Annotated in this window: 16 protein-coding genes and 1 riboswitch; of the genes, 6 read left to right on the top strand and 10 right to left on the bottom strand. The window is 74.0% G+C overall.

The window, feature by feature from the left end; genetic code table 11:
* Positions 1-9: 9 nt before the first annotated feature.
* From AC0IY1_RS00955 to AC0IY1_RS00925, 7 genes are read right to left on the bottom strand one after another with little or no spacing between them, the layout of a single operon-like run.
* Positions 10-642 (bottom strand): precorrin-8X methylmutase, encoded by a 633-nt coding sequence (locus tag AC0IY1_RS00955; protein WP_055947476.1) that lies wholly within the window; start codon positions 640-642, stop codon positions 10-12.
* Positions 639-2,084, bottom strand: coding sequence for a hypothetical protein (locus tag AC0IY1_RS00950; protein WP_471767085.1), 1,446 nt, complete (start codon positions 2,082-2,084; stop codon positions 639-641). The genes AC0IY1_RS00955 and AC0IY1_RS00950 overlap by 4 nt, the downstream gene beginning before the upstream one ends.
* Entirely contained in the window at positions 2,081-5,449 is a 3,369-nt protein-coding gene (gene cobN / locus AC0IY1_RS00945; RefSeq protein WP_471767083.1) for a cobaltochelatase subunit CobN, read from the bottom strand. The genes AC0IY1_RS00950 and cobN overlap by 4 nt, the downstream gene beginning before the upstream one ends.
* Before the next feature lie 9 nt (positions 5,450-5,458).
* Entirely contained in the window at positions 5,459-6,493 is a 1,035-nt protein-coding gene (gene cobW / locus AC0IY1_RS00940) for a cobalamin biosynthesis protein CobW (RefSeq protein ID WP_471767081.1), read from the bottom strand.
* Entirely contained in the window at positions 6,490-6,909 is a 420-nt protein-coding gene (locus AC0IY1_RS00935) for a DUF1636 family protein (RefSeq protein WP_055947486.1), read from the bottom strand. Before AC0IY1_RS00935 ends, cobW begins: the two co-directional genes overlap by 4 nt.
* On the bottom strand, positions 6,902-7,657 hold the full coding sequence (locus AC0IY1_RS00930) for a CbtA family protein (protein WP_471767080.1): 756 nt from the start codon (positions 7,655-7,657) through the stop codon (positions 6,902-6,904). Before AC0IY1_RS00930 ends, AC0IY1_RS00935 begins: the two co-directional genes overlap by 8 nt.
* 27 nt (positions 7,658-7,684) lie before the next feature.
* The gene (locus AC0IY1_RS00925; RefSeq protein WP_471767078.1) at positions 7,685-7,861 is read right to left on the bottom strand and encodes a CbtB domain-containing protein; all 177 of its coding nucleotides are present in this window, start codon (positions 7,859-7,861) and stop codon (positions 7,685-7,687) included.
* 54 nt (positions 7,862-7,915) lie between these two features.
* Positions 7,916-8,108, bottom strand: a riboswitch (cobalamin riboswitch).
* 106 nt (positions 8,109-8,214) lie between these two features.
* On the opposite strand from AC0IY1_RS00925, the gene cobU reads away from it, so the two are divergent.
* The 5 genes from cobU to AC0IY1_RS00900 all read left to right on the top strand — a co-directional run bounded on the left by cobU (position 8,215) and on the right by AC0IY1_RS00900 (position 12,946).
* Positions 8,215-8,727, top strand: coding sequence for a bifunctional adenosylcobinamide kinase/adenosylcobinamide-phosphate guanylyltransferase (gene cobU / locus AC0IY1_RS00920; protein ID WP_055947497.1), 513 nt, complete (start codon positions 8,215-8,217; stop codon positions 8,725-8,727).
* Positions 8,724-9,335, top strand: coding sequence for a cob(I)yrinic acid a,c-diamide adenosyltransferase (gene cobO, locus AC0IY1_RS00915; RefSeq protein WP_471767076.1), 612 nt, complete (start codon positions 8,724-8,726; stop codon positions 9,333-9,335). The genes cobU and cobO overlap by 4 nt, the downstream gene beginning before the upstream one ends.
* The gene (locus AC0IY1_RS00910; RefSeq protein WP_471767075.1) at positions 9,335-10,051 is read left to right on the top strand and encodes a hypothetical protein; all 717 of its coding nucleotides are present in this window, start codon (positions 9,335-9,337) and stop codon (positions 10,049-10,051) included. Before cobO ends, AC0IY1_RS00910 begins: the two co-directional genes overlap by 1 nt.
* A complete protein-coding gene (locus AC0IY1_RS00905) occupies positions 10,048-11,502 on the top strand; it encodes a cobyric acid synthase (RefSeq protein WP_471767073.1) in 1,455 nt (484 codons plus the stop codon). Before AC0IY1_RS00910 ends, AC0IY1_RS00905 begins: the two co-directional genes overlap by 4 nt.
* 67 nt (positions 11,503-11,569) lie before the next feature.
* Positions 11,570-12,946 (top strand): MFS transporter, encoded by a 1,377-nt coding sequence (locus AC0IY1_RS00900; protein WP_103708364.1) that lies wholly within the window; start codon positions 11,570-11,572, stop codon positions 12,944-12,946.
* Here the strand turns inward: AC0IY1_RS00900 and AC0IY1_RS00895 are convergent.
* The gene (locus AC0IY1_RS00895; RefSeq protein WP_471767071.1) at positions 12,901-14,037 is read right to left on the bottom strand and encodes a DUF3616 domain-containing protein; all 1,137 of its coding nucleotides are present in this window, start codon (positions 14,035-14,037) and stop codon (positions 12,901-12,903) included. The two genes, AC0IY1_RS00900 and AC0IY1_RS00895, sit on opposite strands and share 46 nt — an antisense overlap.
* Positions 14,034-15,035 carry an adenosylcobinamide-phosphate synthase CbiB gene (gene cbiB, locus AC0IY1_RS00890; RefSeq protein WP_471767069.1) on the bottom strand — a complete coding sequence of 334 codons (1,002 nt, stop codon included), beginning with the start codon at positions 15,033-15,035 and terminating at the stop codon, positions 14,034-14,036. The genes AC0IY1_RS00895 and cbiB overlap by 4 nt, the downstream gene beginning before the upstream one ends.
* A gap of 12 nt (positions 15,036-15,047) precedes the next feature.
* Here cbiB and cobD point away from each other — a divergent pair, with 12 nt between their 5' ends.
* Positions 15,048-16,052 (top strand): threonine-phosphate decarboxylase CobD, encoded by a 1,005-nt coding sequence (gene cobD / locus AC0IY1_RS00885; RefSeq protein WP_471767068.1) that lies wholly within the window; start codon positions 15,048-15,050, stop codon positions 16,050-16,052.
* A 7-nt stretch (positions 16,053-16,059) separates the two neighbouring features.
* Here cobD and AC0IY1_RS00880 read toward each other — a convergent pair whose 3' ends face one another.
* Entirely contained in the window at positions 16,060-17,250 is a 1,191-nt protein-coding gene (locus AC0IY1_RS00880; RefSeq protein ID WP_055947511.1) for an MFS transporter, read from the bottom strand.
* Between the last annotated feature and the right edge of the window lie 277 nt (positions 17,251-17,527).

The raw sequence follows: 17,527 nt of genomic DNA, 5'->3' as shown, positions 1-17,527 counted from the left end.
CTCGATCACTCACTCGATCTCTTGCGCGAGCGCGTTGATGGCCGCAGCCGTCATGGCGCTGCCGCCGCGCCGACCATGAACCACGATGAAGGGCACGCGGCCGTCGCGGGCGAGCGCTTCCTTCGACTCGGCGGCGCCGACGAAGCCGACCGGAATGCCGATGACGGCGGCGGGGGGCGGCACGCCCTCGTCGAGGAGTTCGAGGAGGCGGAACAGCGAGGTCGGGGCGTTGCCCACCGCCACGACGCTGCCGGGCAGGTGCTCGCGCCAGAGCTCCATCGCGGCAGCCGACCGGGTGGTGTTCATGGCAGCAGCGAGGTCCGGCACGCGCGGATCGCTCAGGGTGCAGATCACCCGGTTGTCGGCGGGCAGCCGAGCCCGCGTGACGCCGTCGGCGACCATGCGGACGTCGCACAGGATCGGCGCGCCGGCCTTCAGGGCCGCCTCGCCGGCTTGTGCGAAGTCGGGCGAGGCCTCCACGTCGCGCGGCAGGTCGGTCATGCCGCAAGCGTGGATCATCCGCACCACGACCCGCTCGGCGGTGCCCTGGAAGCGCGCGAGGTCGGCCTCGGCCCGGATCATCGCGAAGGAGCGGGCATAGATCGCCCCACCGTCACGCAGGTAGTCGAGGCGGGAACTCATGACGGTCGTGGTCCTGGCGGGTGTTCTGGGAAGATCTGGGCGAGGGAATGGGCCGAATCCGCCCTCCTTACGCGCTCCAGCGCGGCCTCGAAAGGGAGGCGCATCGCCGGCAACGCATCGGGCCGCCCGGACAGCACCACGTCGTACTGCCCCTCCCGCCCGACGAGGGTGAGGTCGGCCGCACCCGGATGGGCACAGCCCTTGAGGCAACCCGAGACATGGGCGCGCAGGCCCTGCGCCGCGAAGGGCCGGAAGGCTTCGGCCAACCGAGCGGCGTCGAGCAAGGTCGGCGTCGAGCCGGACGCGCAGGCCGGCGCCCCGGGGCAGGCCGCCACCGCGCCGCGCGGATCGTCGGCCCGCGTCAGGAATCCGGCCCCGGCCAGGGTGTCGCGCGCGATTTCGGCGGCTGCGGCATCGGGGCAGACGAGGAGGAAGCCGCGGGTCGGCGAGAGGCGCAGGTCGGCTGCACCGACGGCGTCCGCCGTCTCAGCGAGACTGTCGAGGGCGTCGGCCGTGCAGCGCCCGAAGGGGGCGTCGACCAGGAGGGCGACGGGGCCATCCGCCCTCGGCGGTGAGGATCGCGGGGCCTCCCGCTCCTGGAAGGAGAGGGGTGGGGTGCGGTGTGCGATCGCTCCGGACAACCCACATACCTCACCCTGTCTCTCTCCCTCTGGGAGAGGGAACCCGCGTTCGGGTCCGATGGGAGTCGGCAGGGCGAACACGCCCGGGCTCAGGACGGACGCCGCCGCCGGGGCCGGGATGCGCGACAGGGCGAAGCGAGCCGGGATCTCCGCGCGCGCCACGTCGGGGACATCGCGCATGCGGCGTTGTCCGCTCGCTGCCAGCAGGTGCAGGGCCGCCGCCAGGACGGTCTCCGAGTCATCGTCGGGCAGGCGCCACCAGGCCGCATCGCCCGCGAGATGCAGGGCCAGGCCGCCCCGGGTTACGACGCCGTGAAGGTCCGCTTCCGCGGTGCCGAGGGTGATGCCCTGGGCGGCTGCCTCGACGGCGACCAGCGCCTTCGGCGGCAGGCCGGGGATTGCCAGCCCGAGCGCCTCGATCCGGCGCGCCAGGGCCGGGACATCGACCGGCCCCGCGGGTTCGAGCCCGGCCAGCGGCGTGGTCAGGGTCAGGCGCTGCGGGCCTCCGTCGTGGCGGACATCCCCGAGTCCCACGGCCGCCAGGGCTTCGGCCAGACCGCAGCGGGTCGCCTCGGTGACGCCGCGGATCTGCAGGTTGGCCCGGGCGGTGACGTCGACATGGCCGTTGCCGAAGCCGCGCGCGCCCGACGCCAGCGCCCGGGCCTGGGCCGGGGTGAGGCGCCCGAGGGGCGGGTGGACGCGGGCGAGCAGGCCGTCGCCGGTGGGCATCGGCCGGGCGAGGCTCGGGCACCAGCCGCGCCGGCTCGGCGCCTCGGGGGCGACGCGGCGGGGCGCGTTCATTCCGCCGCCTCGCGCAGCAACGCGTCCGCAGCCCTCTCGTCGGCAGCCATCTCGTCCGCCGCCATGGCGTTGCGCCGGGTGGTCCAGAGGCCGCGCCGGCGGGCTTCGTCGAACCGTTCGAGGATGGCGCGGGCCGCCTCGGGATTGGCTGCCCGCAGGGTTTCGAAGGTCTCGAGATCGGCGATCATCGCGCCGTAGAGCCGATCGAGGTCGGCGTCGGAGACCGCATCCGTCGTGGCGGCGAGGACGAACACCGCGTCGATTCCCTGGGCCAGCTCCTGGGCGCCGCGATAGCCGTGCCGGAGCTGCGCCGCGATCCAGCGCGGATGGGCGAGGCGGCCCCGGATCAGGCGGGCGGCATCCTCGCGGGCGGTGCGGGCCTTCGGGGTCTCGGGCGTGGCGACGTCGAGGCTGTAGAGGGCGGGGCGGGCCCCCGTCAGGGCGGCGGCGGCCGAGAAGCCGCCCATCGCCTCCACGGCGGCGTCGCCGTCGAGGAGATCGCGCTCGGCGACGTCGAAGGCGTGCACGTAGGCATCGGCGCCGGCCACCCGGGCGGCGAAGCCCGCATCCGCCGCCTCGGCCGCGCCGCCATAGGCATGGGAGGTGGCGTCGAGATAGGCCCGGCCGAGGTCGTCGCGGCTGTCCCAGGCGCCGTCGAGGGCGAGCCCGCCCGCCCCGGCACCGTAGCGCCCCGGCGCGGCGCCGTAGACGCGGGCCGGCGCCTCGCCCCGGCGGCGTGCGGCGGCGAGGGGATTCTCGTCGTCCTCCTCCTCGCGGGCGGCCACCGCCTCGGCGGCCCGGGCGAGGAGCGACAGGGTCTCCGGGAAGGTGTCGCGAAAGGCACCCGAGACCCGCACCGTCACGTCGATGCGCGGCCGGTCGAGGAGGGCCAGCGGCAGCACCTCGAAGCCGGTGACCCGGGTCGAGGCATGGTCCCAGACCGGGCGCACGCCCATCAGCGCCAAGGCATGGGCGATGTCCTCGCCGCCGGTGCGCAGGGTCGGCGAGGCCCAGAGGTCCATGACGATCCGGGCCGGGTACTCGCCCTCGTCCTGCAGGTAGCGCAGGACCACGGCGTCGGCGGCCTTGGCCCCGAGGGTGGTGGCGGCCCGGGTCGGCAGGCTGCGCGGATCGAGGGTGGCGAGGTTGCGCCCCGTCGGCATCACGTCGGTGCGGCCGCGCGACGGCGAGCCGGCGGGACCGGGCGACACGAAGCGCCCGTCGAGGGCGCGCAGCAGGCCGAGACGCTCGCCCTCGGCACAGGCCGCTACGGCGGCGGGCGCCTCGGGGGCGGCGCGGCCGAAGACGTGCAGCCCGTCGCGCGCGGTCACCTCCCCGAGGTCGCAGAGATGCGCGTCGAGGGCCGCGAGCGCGTCCGGCATCGGCGTCCCGGCGTCGATCCCGGCGCCGGCGAGCAGCCCGGCCGACAGCGCCTCGTCCAGGATGGTGCGCGCCAGGATCGCGGCGCGGCGCGGGTCGAGGACGCTGGCGGCGGAGTACTCCTCCACGAGTTCGCGCAGGCGTGCCGCGTCGGGGTCGAGCCCCGTCACGCCGGTCTGCGGCGTCAGGTGCCCGAGGGCGACGCCCCCGAGGCGGCGCTTCAGGGGCGCGGCCTCGCCCGGATCGTCGACGATGAAGGGATAGACCACCGGGAGCGCCCCGACGGCGCGGGCCGGCCAGCAATCCGGCGACAGGGCGACGGCCTTGCCCGGCAGCCACTCGGTGGTGCCGTGGGTGCCGAGGTGGATGAGCGCGTCGAACCGGCTGCGCAGGCCGAGATGGAAGGCCAGATAGGCGTGGGTCGGCACCGCGTCGGGGTCGTGATAGGCGGCCTTCCGGTCCTTCGACCGCCCGCGATCCGGCTGCAGGAAGACCGCGAGGCGGCTGCCCTGCGGGGCCACGCTCGCGAAGCGGAAGGCGCCGTTCCGGCAGGCCGGGTCGGCCTCGGGCGGACCCCACTCGGCGTCGAGGGCCGCGCGGGCTGTCTCCGGCAGCGTGCCGAGCCACGCCCGGTAGGCGTCGAGGGCGACCGCGAAGTCCCGGGGACCGCGCGTCAGCGCCCGCATCAGCGCCTCGGGCTCGGGCAGCGCGCCGACGCCGTAGCCGGCCTGCCGCAGGTCCGCGACGATCGCGCGCGCGCTTTCGGGCGTATCGAGCCCGACGGCGAATCCCGCGCGGCCGCCGCGGGCGGGGTAATCCGAGAGCACCAGGGCCAGGCGGCGCTCGGCCCGGGGCAGCCGGGCGAGGCGGATCCAGGCGGCGGCCCGCTCGGCCAGGGCCGCGATGCCCTCCGCGTGCGGCACGGCGCGTCGCTCGGCGAAGCCCTCGGTTTCCGGACCCTCCTCCTTGAACGAGATCGGAAAGCCCGAGAGCCGGCCGTCGAATTCCGGCAGGGCGACCTGCATGGCGAGGTCGGCTGCACCCATGCCGCGGGTGGAGGCGGTCCAGGCGTCCCGCGCCGCACCGATGCTGAAGGCCTGGAGGACCGGGCAATCGGCGGTATCGAGGACGAAACCTGCATCCTCCCGGGCCGAGAAGGCGGTGGCGGCGATGACGATGGCGGGCCGGTGCGCGGCGATAACGGCCCGCAAGGGCGCGGTCGCGGCGGGGTCCTTCAGGCTCGACACCGCCACGGCCAGCACCGCGAGGCCGCGCGCCTGGAGCGCGGCGCCCAACGCGGCGATCGGCGCGGTATCACCGGAGAGCACGCTGGACCGGTAGACCACCAGCAGCGCCAGGGGCGCCTCCGCCGGGGCGGTCCGGAACGGCCGTCCGGCGGCGAGCGCCTGGTCGTCCGCGACGGGGCCGCAGCCCGGGCAGCAGACGAATCCGCGGGGCAGGGGCAGCGGCGGTTCGACCGGCCCGGCATAGCCGATCGCGGCAGCCAGGCGTCCGATCAGGCGGCGCAGGTTTGCCGCGCCCCCGGCGCGGAAGTAGGCGTCGAAGTCGGAGGCGAGCTCCGGCTTCGTGGAATAGGCGTCGAGGCGTGGGTCGGGCCGGTCGTCGCCCGGCAGCACCACGAGGGCGACCCCGGCGGCGCGGGCGGCCGCGCTGGCGCGCTCGATCCCGTAGCGCCAGTAATCGAGCCCGCCGAGGCAGCGGATCACCACGATCCGCGCCCGGGCGATCACCGACTCGACGTAGAGGTCGACCGACATCGGGTGGCGGAGCTTGGCGAGCTTGGCGAGTCGCAGGGTCGGGGCCGCGTCCGAGGCTGCCGGAAACACCGCCGCGTAGGCGCCGGCCATGCCGAACAGGTCGGAATCCGTGAAGGAGAGGAAGACGATGTCGCCCGGCGCCTGACCGAGATCGATCGCGGCTTCGCCCTCGTCGAGGGAGACCGTATCGATGCGGATCAGGTGCATGGCGGGCGCTTATCCCGCCAGGGCGGCGGCGACGGCGCCCTGGTCGAAGCCCTTGAGGCCGATCACCACGAGGCGGCCGTCGCGGGGCTCGCTGGACTTCCAGGGGCGGTCGTAATGGTGGGCGATGCGGGCGCCGACGCCCTGGACCACGAGGCGCATCGGCTTGCCGGTGACCTCGGCGAAGCCCTTGATGCGCAGCACGCCCTCGGTCTCGGCGGCGCGGGCGACGCGAAGCGCCAGGTCCTCGGCGGAGGCCGTGGCCGCCACGGGCAGCGCCACCGAATCGAAGTCGTCGTGGTCGTGGTCCTCGCCGTCGCCGTGGTGGGAGGGACGCGCGTCGAGGTCGTCCTCGGCCGCCGCCTGGATTCCCAGGATCACGCGCGGGTCGAGGCGGCCGTGCTCGGCCTCCACCATCTTCACCGCGCGGGGCAGGTGTTCGGTGACCTCGGCGCGCACCTTGGCGCGCCCGGCCTCGTCGAGGAGGTCGGCCTTGTTCATCACCACGAGGTCGGCGCAGAGGAGCTGGTCCTCGAACACTTCTTCCAGCGGATTGTCGTGGTCGACGCTGGCGTCGTCGGCGCGCTGGGCGGCCAGCGCCGCCGGGTCGTCGGCGAAGAAGCCCGCGGCCACGGCGGGGCCGTCGATGACCGCGACCACGCCGTCCACCGTCACCCGCGAGCGGATCGCCGGCCACTGGAAGGCCTGGACCAGGGGCTTCGGCAGGGCGAGGCCCGAGGTCTCGATCAGGATGTGCTCGGGCGGATCGGCCCGGTCGAGGAGCTTGTTCAGGGCCGGCACGAAGTCGTCGGCCACGGTGCAGCAGATGCAGCCGTTGGCGAGCTCGACGATGTCCTCGTCGCCGCAGCCCTCGATGCCGCAGGCGGCCAGGAACGAGCCGTCGAAGCCGATGTCGCCGAACTCGTTGACGATGATGGCGAGGCGCTGGCCGCCGGCGTTCTCCACGAGGTGGCGCACCAGGGTGGTCTTGCCGGCCCCGAGGAAGCCCGTGACGATGGTGCAGGGGATCTTGGCGACGAGGGTCATTCGGCGGCGTCCGTGATGCGGGGCGCCGCGAGCGGCGGCAGAGGAGCGGGGAACGGCGGGATGCGGGCGACGACGCCCTTGCGGAATTCCTGGGGCCGCGCCTTCCAGGGCACGATGCCGTCCGCTGTCTCGGCGTAGAGCGCGACGCCGTCCAGGATGGTGCCGGCGGAGGCAACCGGGTCGAGGTCGCCGTAGACGTAGGTCCAGCGGCCTTGCGAGGCGACCGCCACGGTGCAGGGGCGCTTGCAGACCGAGAGGCATTCGACGCTCTCGACCGTGATGCCGGGGTGGGCCCCGGTGCTCACGGCCTCCTGGAGCGCCGCCAGCAGGCGGGCGCCGGCGCGGGGCTCCGCCGTATCGCCGGCCGCCCGGCAGGTGGCGCAGACGTAGAGGGTGACGGGCGCGGCCTCAGGCATGGGTCGGCCGGGTTCGGCCGAAGAGGCCCCAGGCCCAGCCATAGGCCAACCCGATCACCGCCCAGAACACGAAGGCGATGCCGAGCGAGCGCGCGGCGAACTGGGCGGCGTAGGAGGCCGGCAGGTTCGAGGCGGCGTGGCTCGCCTCCGGCGCCCCGGCAAGATGGGGCGCCACGAGGAGCACGAGGCCGCCCGCGATGGTGATCGGCGCCCGCCGGATCGCGATGAGGTAGAGGCCCATGGCGGTGGCCGCGGCGGTCATCACCCACCAGAACTGGCGGTCGGCCAGCGGCGCGGCCTCCATGCCGGGGAGTTCCGGGGCCAGGCCGAGGGCCGGGGCCAGCGCCACGGCGAGGAAGCCCCCGATGGCGAAGCGCAGGCCGGCCTCGGGGCTGGGCTCGCGGTGGCAGGCGAGGAGCACGGCACCGAGCAGGAGCGCGTAGCCGACGCCGCCCACCAGGGTGGCCAGCGCCGTGAAGGCCATGCGCGGCAGGCCGGGGCCCGGCTGCCAGTCGGGCGCGACTTCGCCGCCCGCCACCGAGGGGGCCTTGGTGCCGTGATCGTGACCGCCGTGGACGCGGACGATCAGGGAAGCGGGGGTCGGCCGGCCGGGCGCGGCGGAGGCCTGCGTCTCGTAGCGCTCGGCCGCGATGATGAGCGGCGAGGTGAGCGCGAGCTGCAGGCCCGTCGCGACGACAGCCGCGAGGAAGCCGGCGACCAGGGCCGCCGACACGAGCCGGATGATCATGGGCGGTTCTGCCTTAAGCGGAGGCGCTCAGTGGCAGGGGAAGTTCTGGCTGTGCCGGAAGTCGTGCGCCGCGTTGTGCAGCGCCATCGCCGGGGCGAAGCCGGCCATGAACACGAGGCCGAGGCCGAGGAAGGCGGCCACGAACACGGCGCCGAGGCGCTCGTTGGTGCGGCTGCCGGTCAGGACGAGGGTGTTGGTCGACATCGGGTACATCTCCTGGCCACCCCGCCGGCGGCCGTCAAGGATGGGGCGTGGACGGCAGGTCCACTTTCGACGGCAGGTCTCCTGGCTCGCGGGTCGCTGGTCCTGCCGCCTTCCCGGATCGCTCCAGTGGCTGATGGCAGTCCCGTCTCCGCTCACAGTTGCGGGGGCAGCCGCGGTTTCAGGGTCGCCCCCTCACCGCATTCCCTTTTCACCCCGTCGCCGGGGCACCGTCCGATCCTCGCTTCTACGCGGTTGCCGATCCGCTGACAACGCGGCCCGGGCGGGTTTCCCGCCTTTGACCTCGGACCTCGATATCGGGCACAGCATGCCCCATGCCGCATCCTCCACCCCGAATGATCCTCGTGCTCGGCGGCGCGCGCTCGGGCAAGAGCGCCCATGCCGAGGCGCTGATCGAGGCCCAGCCTCGACCCTGGCTCTACCTCGCCACCGCCCAGGCCTGGGACGACGAGATGCGGGAGCGCATCGCGCTCCACCGCGCCCGCCGCCCGGAGGGCTGGATCACGCAGGACGTGCCGATCGCCCTGGCCGAGGCGGTCGCCGCCGCGACCGGGCCGGTGCTGGTCGATTGCCTCACCCTCTGGCTCACCAACCTCATCCTGGCCGAGGCCGACCTCGAGGCTGCCACCGCCGCGCTGCTCGCGGCCTGTGCGGCGGCCCCCGGCCCGGTGGTCCTGGTCGGCAACGAGGTCGGCCTCGGGATCGTGCCGGACAACGCCCTCGCGCGCCGCTTCCGCGATGCCGCCGGGCGCCTGCACCAGCGCCTCGCGGCCCAGGCGGACCGCGTCGTCCTCACGGTGGCGGGCCTGCCGATGATCGTGAAACCCCAACCCGGAGCCACCCCATGACGGACGCCGAGACCGAGGCCGCGCGGCACCGCGAGAAGATGGAGAAGCGCAAGGCCGTCCAGGACGCCGAGGTGGCGGAGAAGACGATCGAGAAGGGGCTCCTCATCGTCAATACCGGTCCCGGAAAGGGCAAGACCACGGCGGCCCTCGGGCTGATGCTGCGGGCCCTCGGCCATGGCTGGCGCGTCGGCGTGGTGCAGTTCATCAAGGGCGCCTGGGACACCGGCGAGAAGCACGCCCTCAAGGCTTTCGGCGATCAGATCGATTGGCACACGCTCGGCGAAGGCTTCACCTGGGAGACCCAGGACAAGGCCCGCGACATCGCCGCCGCCGAGCACGCCTGGGCCAAGGCCCTCGAGCTCATGGCCGATCCGACGATCCGCCTCGTTGTGCTGGACGAGCTCAACATCGCGCTGCGCTACGACTACCTCGATCTCGACGCCGTGGTGGCGGCCTTCCGGGGGCGCCGACCGGACCTCCACGTCATCGTCACCGGCCGCAACGCCAAGCCGGCCCTGATCGAGGCCGCCGACCTCGTCACCGAGATGGGCAGCGTGAAGCACCACTTCGCCGCCGGGGTGAAGGCGCAGGCGGGGATCGAGTTCTGATGCGGGCGGCCATCGTGGCGGTCGCGCTGTCCACCGTGCTGGGAGCGCACGGAGTCCGGGCCGACCCGGCCGGGCCGTGGCCCGCCACCTATCTGGGCCGCGTCGAGGCCCTGGCCGTGGTGGAGGGGCTGAACGCCCGGCTGCTCGCCAGCCGCTCCGCCACCGCGACCCTCGAAGGCTGGTGCGCCGAGCACGGCATGGCCGCGACCCCCCGGCTCGCCGCGAACCTGCAGCGCGGCGCGGACAAGCCGGCCTCGGAGGAGACGCGCCGGCGCCTGAATGCCGGGCCCGACACGCTCCTGCGCTACCGTCAGGTGAAGCTCGCCTGCGGCGACCACGTCCTGTCCGAGGCGGACAACTGGTACGTGCCCGAGCGCCTGACCCCGGAGATGAACCGCCTTCTCGAGACCACCGACACACCGTTCGGCCGGGTGGTCCAGGCCCTCGGCACGACGCGGCAGACCATCGGTGCCGAGCTCCTGTGGCAGCCCCTGCCGCACGGGTGGGACCAGGCGCCGCCCCCGGCGGCGACCTGCGGCGACCTCGCGATCCCGGACCATCTGTTCCGGCATCGGGCCGTGCTGTTCACGGCGGAGCGCGTACCGTTCGCGGAGGTGGTCGAGACCTACGGGGCCGCCATCCTGGCCTTTCATCGCGCCGGGCGCCCCGTCGATCCGGCCTGCGCGACGTCCCCGTCGGGGCGGCCACAGCCATGACCCGCGCCCTCATGATCCAGGGCACCGGCTCGGATGTCGGCAAGTCGCTGATCGTCGCCGGGCTGTGCCGGGTCTTCGCCCGGCGCGGGCTCGCCGTGCGGCCGTTCAAGCCGCAGAACATGTCGAACAACGCCGCCGTCACGGCCGATGGCGGCGAGATCGGGCGGGCCCAGGCCTTGCAGGCGCGGGCGGCCGGCGTGGCGCTCTCGGTGCACATGAACCCGGTGCTGCTGAAGCCCCAGAGCGAGACCGGCAGCCAGGTCGTGGTCCAGGGCCGCATGGTCGGCACCGCCAAGGCGCGGGACTACCAGGCCTGGAAACCGCGCCTCCTCGCCTCGGTGCTGGAAAGCTTCGCGTATCTGAAGGCCGAGGCCGACCTCGTGGTGGTCGAGGGGGCGGGCTCGGCCTCCGAGGTCAACCTGCGGGCCGGCGACATCGCCAATATGGGTTTTGCCCGCGCCACCGGCACGCCGGTGATCCTGCTCGGCGACATCGACCGGGGCGGCGTCATCGCCAGCCTCGTCGGCACCAAGGCGGTGATCGATCCGGCCGATGCCGCGATGATCCGGGGCTTTCTCGTCAACCGCTTCCGCGGCGATCCCAGCCTGTTCGCCGACGGCATGGCCACCATCGCGCAGGCGACCGGCTGGCCGAGCTTCGGGCTGATCCCGCACTTTCCCGACGCGGCTCGCCTGCCGGCGGAGGATGCCCTCGGGCTCGCGGGCTCGGGCGCCGGATCGACCGGGCGCAAGGTCGTGGCCGTGCCGGTGCTGCCGCGCATCGCCAACTTCGACGACCTCGACCCGCTCCGGGCCGAGCCCGACGTGGCGGTGGTGCTGGTGCGCCCGGGCGAGCCGATCCCGGTGGCCGACCTCGTGCTGCTGCCCGGCTCGAAGACCACCATCGACGACCTCGAAGCCTTTCGCGCGGAGGGCTGGGACATCGACCTGCACGCCCATGTCCGGCGCGGCGGGCGGGTGCTCGGGCTCTGCGGCGGCTACCAGATGCTCGGCCGGCGCATCGACGACCCGCACGGCATCGAGGGCGCGCCCCGCTCGGTGCCGGGCCTCGGGCTCCTCGACATCGCGACCGTGATGACGCCGGAGAAGCACCTGGCCGCCGTCACCGGCACCAGCCAGCCGGACGGCGTACCGTTCTCGGGCTACGAGATGCATGTGGGCGACACCACCGGGCCCGACACCGCGCGCCCGGCGATCCAACTGGCGGACGGGCGCTTCGACGGCGCAGTCTCGGCCGACGGCCGCGTGACCGGCACCTACGTGCACGGCCTGTTCGCCGACGACCGCCAGCGCGGCGCCTGGCTCGCCCGCCTCGGCGCGGCCCCGGGCGGGCTGGCCTACGAGGCCGGCATCGAGGCGGTGCTCGACCGGCTCGCCGATCATTGCGAGGCGCATGTCGCCTGCGACGCGCTCCTCGCCCTGGCGTCGTAGCGGCCGGACGGATTAGGCTCCGAGCCGGAACGCCCGAGTCGAAGCGGGCGCGGCGAGGAAGCTCCCGATGACCCCGTCCCCGCCCCAAGTCGACGCCCGGGTCGCCGAGGCGACGATCCGCACCGTGACGCTGCGGCTGATGCCGCTCCTCGGGCTGATGTACCTGATCGCCTATATCGACCGGCAGAACATCTCCTACGCCAAGCTGCAGATGGTGGGCGATCTCGGCCTCAGCGAGAGCGTCTACGGGCTCGGGGCATCGCTGTTCTTCCTCGGCTACTTCCTGTTCGAGGTGCCCAGCAACGTCATCCTGGAGCGGGTCGGCGCCCGGCGCTGGTTCGCCCGGATCATGCTCACCTGGGGACTGATTACCCTGCTGCTCGGCTTCACCCAGAACACGACGATGTTCTACGTTCTCCGCTTCCTCCTGGGCGTCGCGGAGGCGGGCTTCTTCCCCGGCGTCCTGTTCGCCCTGACCCTGTGGTTTCCGCAATCGCACCGGGCGCGGATGATCGGCTGGTTCATGATCGCGAGCGCGCTGGCCAACGCCGTCGGCGCGGCCATCGGCGGCGCGCTCCTCGACCTCGACGGCACCCTCGGCCTCAAGGGCTGGCAATGGGTGTTCGTGGCCACCGGAATCCCCGCCCTGGCCCTGGCCGTCATCGTCCTGCGCATCCTGCCCGACGGGCCGGAACAGGCGCCCTGGCTCAGCCGGGACGGACGCGACTGGCTGAGCCGCACCCTCGCGGCCGAGCGCGAATCCGGCGGGAAGGTCGAGCACGGCAATCCGTTCGCGGCCCTCCTCGACCGTCGGGTCTGGATGCTCGCCTCCGTCTACATCGCTTTCCCGCTGGCCGCCTACGGCCTGAGCTACTGGCTTCCGACGGTGGTACGCAGCTTCGACGTCTCGAACACCGTCAACGGTTTCATCAACATCATCCCGTGGCTGATCACGGCGCTGGCCCTGTGGTGGGTGCCGCGGCGGGCGGCGCGCACGGGCGACCAGGTCTGGCACGTGGTGGTGCCGGGCCTCGTGGCGGCCCTGGCCCTGGTGCTCAGCGTCCTACTCCCCGGATCGGTGGTGAAGTTCGCCTGCCTCTGCGTGGCCGCGGCCGGCGTGTTCTCGGCGCAGCCCGTGTTCTGGTCCCTGCCGGCGACCTTCCTCAAGGGCGCGAGCGCCGCCGCCGGCATCGCCGCCATCAATTCGGTGGGCAACCTCGGCGGCCTCATCGCGCAGAACGCCGTGCCGTTCATCCGCGACCAGACCGGCAGCAACCTCGCGCCGATGTACTTCCTGGCGGCCTGCCTCGGGCTCGGTGCGAGCCTGATGTTCGTCGTCCTCTCGGCGCTCCGCCGTGACGCCGCCCGCCGGGTCGCGGCGGATGCCGGCCCCGGGCCTCAGGGGGGCGTCGGCGCGTCGATCTCGGGGATCGGCACCGCGTAGGCGTGCGGCGCCCCGTTCCGGAGGCTGTCGAACAGGACGAGCACCTGGCCCGGCCCGAGCGGGACCACGGCCTCGGCCTTGCCGTCGATGACCTTGCCCTTCTCGTTCTCGCCCCGGACCGGCGCCAGGGTGGCGACGGCGGTGAGGGTGCCGGAGGGCAACGCGGCGAGGGACAGTCGAGAGGGCACGGGCAGGCCGTTGCGGGACGAGCCGGTGAGCACCAGCATCCGTCCGTCGGGCAGGATCGTGAGGTCGCGGATGCCGGCATCGGGTCCGGCCTCCAGGGCGATCGTGGTGACCTCGGCCGACAGGGCGGCGTTTCCGTCCGCGAACAGTGCCTCGACCGGGACGGAGACGAGGAAGGCCTTGCCGTCGAGGCTCGGTGCCCGCAGGCCCGCGTAGAGCCGGTCGCCCACGACGGCGAGCCCCTCGACGTTCAGGCCGTTCGGCTGGGGCGTGCCCTCCGGCGGCACGGCGTTCCAGTCGAATTCCAGGTCGCGCAGCACGTAGTCGCGGACGGGCGCAGCGGCCATCAGGGCGTCGAACAGCCGGTATGTGCTCACCGTCTCCGCGGCGGCGGTGCCGTCGGCGTTCGGTCGCAGGCGCGTCAGGATCATCGACGACAGCTTGTACTTGCGCTTGCCCCGGGTGCAGCCGTGCGAGCCGGTGACGTAGAAGAAGGGCGCGGCATAGGCCACGGCCTCGCCGTCGAGCTGATCGAACTTTCCGTTGCCGCCGCTGCACCGGGACTGCGCGGGGCGCGTGCCGCGGATGTCCCGCGCGGGCGCCGTGCCGAGGTCGTAGGCAACGGCGCCGGGCGTCAGCGTGGTCCCGCCGAGGCGGGCGAACTGCGCGCCGCGGTTCTCGTCGTTGACCACGACGCAGAGGCGGCTGCCGTCCGCGTCCGCCGGGCGGCAGGCCATGCCGCTGAGGTCGTAGGCCCTGTCGTCCGTCGTCTCGCCGTCGAAGTCGCCGATCACGGTGTAGGGCGTCGGCACGGCCTCGCCGGTGCGGCCGGGCGTCGGAGCGACGAGGGCGGCCAGCGCCAGGGCCCCGCATCGCCCGAGGCGCGTCGTCTTCGACCGGATCATGCGAGGGCAACCTTGAGGAGGACGAGGGCGAGGAGGGCGAGCCCGAACAGGAATCCGCACGCCGTGCGGTAGAGTGCAAGCGCCCGCTCCACGTCGGCCGGGGTCGCCGCGGCGCGCCCGTCGCCCATCCAGCCATCCTCGACGCGGGTGGCGCCGTAGGTGCGGGGGCCTGCGAGGCGAAGGCCGAGGGCGCCGGCCATGGCGGCCTCCGGCCAGCCGGCATTGGGCGAGCGGTGGCGGCCCGCATCCCGCCGCACCGCCCGCCAGGCATGGCCGGGCGACGCGCCGGCATGGACGGCCGCGGCCGCGATGAGGAGCAGGGCGGTCAGCCGCGAAGCCGGAAGGTTCACGAGATCGTCGAGGCGGGCGGCGGCCCAGCCATAGGCCGCGTGGCGCGGGGTGCGGTGGCCGATCATGCTGTCGGCCGTGTTGATCGCCTTGTAGAGCGCGCCGCCGGGCAGGCCGCCGACCCCGATCCAGAAGGTCGGCGCCACGATGCCGTCGGAGAAGTTCTCGGAGAGGCTCTCGATGGCGGCCCGGCAGATGCCGGCCTCGTCCAGGGTCTCGGGATCGCGCCCGACGATCATCGACACGGCGAGACGCCCGCCCGCGAGGCCGTCGCGCCGCAGATCGGCCGCCACGCGGGCGACGTGGCTGTGGAGGCTGCGCTGGGCCGGCAGGCTCGCCGCCAGCAGGGCGAGGGCGACGAGCGCGGGCAGGAGGCCGGCGGCCCCGGCCAGCGCGGTGAGGACCAGGGCGAGGCCGCCGACGACTCCCAGCAGCACGAGGAGCCCGGCCACACCCGCGAGACGGCGACGGATGGGCGCCCCCCGGTTCCAATGGTGGTCGAGGGCCGCGATCAGCGCGCCGATCCAGGTGACAGGATGGCCGAGCGCCCTGTAGAGCCGGTCCGGATAGCCGACCGCCGCCTCGACGGCGAGGGCGAGCACCAGGACGATGAGCGTATCGGGCGGATGGGTGAGGGCGGTCCAGGACATGCGGTCTCGGTGATGGCGCGCGGCCCGGGGACCGGGGAGGGAATCGCCCATGGCGGCGACCTCGATGCCGCCCGGCGCCTCTTCCCGCAAGCGCCCGAGCCCTGGCTCGATCTCTCCACGGGGATCAATCCGGTGCCCTATCCGTGTCCGGCCCTCGACGCCAGCGCCTTCCAGCGCCTGCCCTCGGCCGCCGACCTCGCTGCCCTGCGCGCGGCCGCCGCCGAGGCTTACGGAGTGGCCGATCTCGAGCGCATCGTCGCCGCGCCCGGAACCCAGATCCTGATCGAGACCCTGCCGCGCCTGCAGCCCCGTGGCCGGGTCGCCGTGCTGGGACCGACCTATGCCGAGCACGCCGCCGCCTGGACCCGGGCCGGCCACGCCGTCGCGACCGTGCCGGGACTCGCGGCGGCCCGGGACGCGGACGTGGTCGTCGTCGTGAACCCCAACAACCCGGACGGACGGACCTGGGAGGCCGCAACGCTGCGGGCGCTCGCCAGCGACCTCGCGGGCCGTGGCGGCCTGCTCGTCGTCGATGAGGCCTTCGCCGACCTGGAGCCGCTCGAGACCCTGGGGGCCTCCCTCGGCCCGGGCCTCGTGGTCCTGCGCTCCTTCGGAAAGACCTACGGTCTCGCCGGCATCCGGCTCGGCTTCGCCCTCGGCGAACCGGGTCGCGCCGCCGCCCTCGCGGAGGCGCTCGGGCCCTGGGCGGTCTCCGGCCCCGCCCTCGCCATCGGGCGCACCGCCCTATCCGACGCGTCCTGGCGGCGGGAAGCTGCGATCGCCCGGGCCGCGGATGCCGCGCGCCTCGACCGGATGATCCGGCGGGCCGGCGGAACACCCATCGGCGGCACCTGCCTGTTCCGCACCGCCGACTTTCCCGACGCGCCCGGCCTCTACGACCGCCTCGGTGCGGCCGGGATCTATGTCCGGCGCTTCGCCGAGGCCCCCGCGCGCCTGCGCTTCGGCCTGCCGCCGGACAAGGCGGCCTGGTGCCGGCTGTCCCGGATCCTCCGGTAAGGGGGAATCAGGCGCGTCTCGGCTCCAGCAGGTTCACGAGGAAGCCCGCGCCCGCCAGGAGGATGCCGACGGCGCAGACGCCGGACCACCCGGCCATGAGGAAGGCCTGGGAGCCGGCGAAGGCCCCGAGCGCCCCGAACACGAACATCACCGTGAACAGCACGGTGTTGATTCGCCCGCGCGCGGTGGGAACGAGGGCGTAGACCCGGGTCTGGGTGGCGATGAGGGCGGCGTTCAGCCCGATGTCGATCAGGAGGACGCCGAGGCCCACCGCGATCAGGGACCCGGCGCCGCCCGCCCACAGCACCGCGAAGGCCGCGACCACGAAGAGGGCGCCGGCCACCACCATTGGGCGCGGGCCGCGCCGGTCGGTGAAGCGGCCCGAGAGCGGGGCCACGAAGGCGCCCGCGACGCCGATGACGCCGAACATCCCGGCGCCGGCCGCGGTCAGGTTGAAGGGCGGCGCCTCCACCAGCAGGGCCAGGGTCGCCCAGAAGGCGTTGAAGCTGGCGAACAGCAGTCCCTGCGACAGGCTCGACCGGCGCAGCACCGGCTGGCTGCGCACCAGGTGGAGGATCGACAGCATCAGGGCGCGGTAGCGCAGGGGGCGGGTCTGGGGAATCTTCGGCAGCGTGGCGGCGGCGATGCCGGCCATCCCCAGCGCCACGACCGCGGCGGCGAAGAACACCGCCCGCCAGCCGTACTGGGCGCCGACGAGGCCGCTGGCCGTACGCGCCAGCAGGATGCCGGTGAGGAGGCCGGTCATGACCTGGCCCACCACGCTGCCGCGGGTGGCGTCCGGCGCCAGCTCGGCGGCGAAGGGGACCGCCTGCTGCGCCGCCGAGGCGAGGATGCCGATGACGAGGCTGGACAGCGCGAGGCAGGCGAGGTTCGGGCTCAGCGCCGCGGCCAGGAGCGCCACGGCGAGGCCGAGGGTCTGGCCGATGATCAGGCTGCGGCGGGACAGGCTGTCCCCCAGCGGGACCAGGCCGAGGATGCCGAGACCGTAGCCGACGAGGGAGGCGGTCGGGACCCAGAGGGCGGCACGCTCGCCGAACTCCCCGACGAGGAGCCCGAGCAGGGGCTGGTTGTAGTAGATGTTGGCGACGGCCCCGCCCGCGATCAGGGTCAGTCCGATCCGGGCCCGCAGCGTGAACCCGTGGCGTCCGGCCGTCTCGCTCTGTGCTCCACCGCTCATGCCGGGCGGCCCCCGGCGACTCCGCGCGCGTGCAGACAGGGCGACGAACAGGCTTCGATGGTCATGCGTGGAATCTCGGGGAGCGGCGGAGCCGGAGCCGCGATGGGACCAGGGCCCCGGGCGGGGCAGCCGCTGTCCGGTTAGGCCCGCGCATCGACTTCGGCAACCCGGAACGGTCCGGCGAGGGGGACCGGTCGTGCGCCGCCGTCCTGCTCCCCCGGCCGATCGGGGCTCGACTCGTCCGCAGACGGGGGTTTCCCCCGCACACGAGGGCTTT

It is taken from the genome of Methylobacterium sp. AC690 (genome assembly GCF_979256535.1).
The sequence above is the reverse complement of the archived record's forward strand: the minus strand, read 5'-3'. Positions and strand labels throughout refer to the sequence as shown.

Excerpts from the sequence above, each read along its gene's own strand:
- AC0IY1_RS00880 (WP_055947511.1), bottom strand. The coding sequence starts at position 17,250 with ATGAGCGGTGGAGCACAGAGCGAGACGGCCGGACGCCACGGGTTCACG.
- cbiB (WP_471767069.1), bottom strand. The coding sequence starts at position 15,035 with ATGTCCTGGACCGCCCTCACCCATCCGCCCGATACGCTCATCGTCCTG.
- cobN (WP_471767083.1), bottom strand. The coding sequence starts at position 5,449 with ATGCACCTGATCCGCATCGATACGGTCTCCCTCGACGAGGGCGAAGCC.
- cobU (WP_055947497.1), top strand. The coding sequence starts at position 8,215 with ATGATCCTCGTGCTCGGCGGCGCGCGCTCGGGCAAGAGCGCCCATGCC.
- cobD (WP_471767068.1), top strand. The coding sequence starts at position 15,048 with ATGGCGCGCGGCCCGGGGACCGGGGAGGGAATCGCCCATGGCGGCGAC.
- cobW (WP_471767081.1), bottom strand. The coding sequence starts at position 6,493 with ATGACCCTCGTCGCCAAGATCCCCTGCACCATCGTCACGGGCTTCCTC.
- AC0IY1_RS00910 (WP_471767075.1), top strand. The coding sequence starts at position 9,335 with ATGCGGGCGGCCATCGTGGCGGTCGCGCTGTCCACCGTGCTGGGAGCG.
- AC0IY1_RS00905 (WP_471767073.1), top strand. The coding sequence starts at position 10,048 with ATGACCCGCGCCCTCATGATCCAGGGCACCGGCTCGGATGTCGGCAAG.
- AC0IY1_RS00895 (WP_471767071.1), bottom strand. The coding sequence starts at position 14,037 with ATGATCCGGTCGAAGACGACGCGCCTCGGGCGATGCGGGGCCCTGGCG.
- AC0IY1_RS00950 (WP_471767085.1), bottom strand. The coding sequence starts at position 2,084 with ATGAACGCGCCCCGCCGCGTCGCCCCCGAGGCGCCGAGCCGGCGCGGC.
- AC0IY1_RS00900 (WP_103708364.1), top strand. The coding sequence starts at position 11,570 with ATGACCCCGTCCCCGCCCCAAGTCGACGCCCGGGTCGCCGAGGCGACG.
- AC0IY1_RS00935 (WP_055947486.1), bottom strand. The coding sequence starts at position 6,909 with ATGCCTGAGGCCGCGCCCGTCACCCTCTACGTCTGCGCCACCTGCCGG.
- AC0IY1_RS00925 (WP_471767078.1), bottom strand. The coding sequence starts at position 7,861 with ATGTCGACCAACACCCTCGTCCTGACCGGCAGCCGCACCAACGAGCGC.
- AC0IY1_RS00955 (WP_055947476.1), bottom strand. The coding sequence starts at position 642 with ATGAGTTCCCGCCTCGACTACCTGCGTGACGGTGGGGCGATCTATGCC.
- cobO (WP_471767076.1), top strand. The coding sequence starts at position 8,724 with ATGACGGACGCCGAGACCGAGGCCGCGCGGCACCGCGAGAAGATGGAG.
- AC0IY1_RS00930 (WP_471767080.1), bottom strand. The coding sequence starts at position 7,657 with ATGATCATCCGGCTCGTGTCGGCGGCCCTGGTCGCCGGCTTCCTCGCG.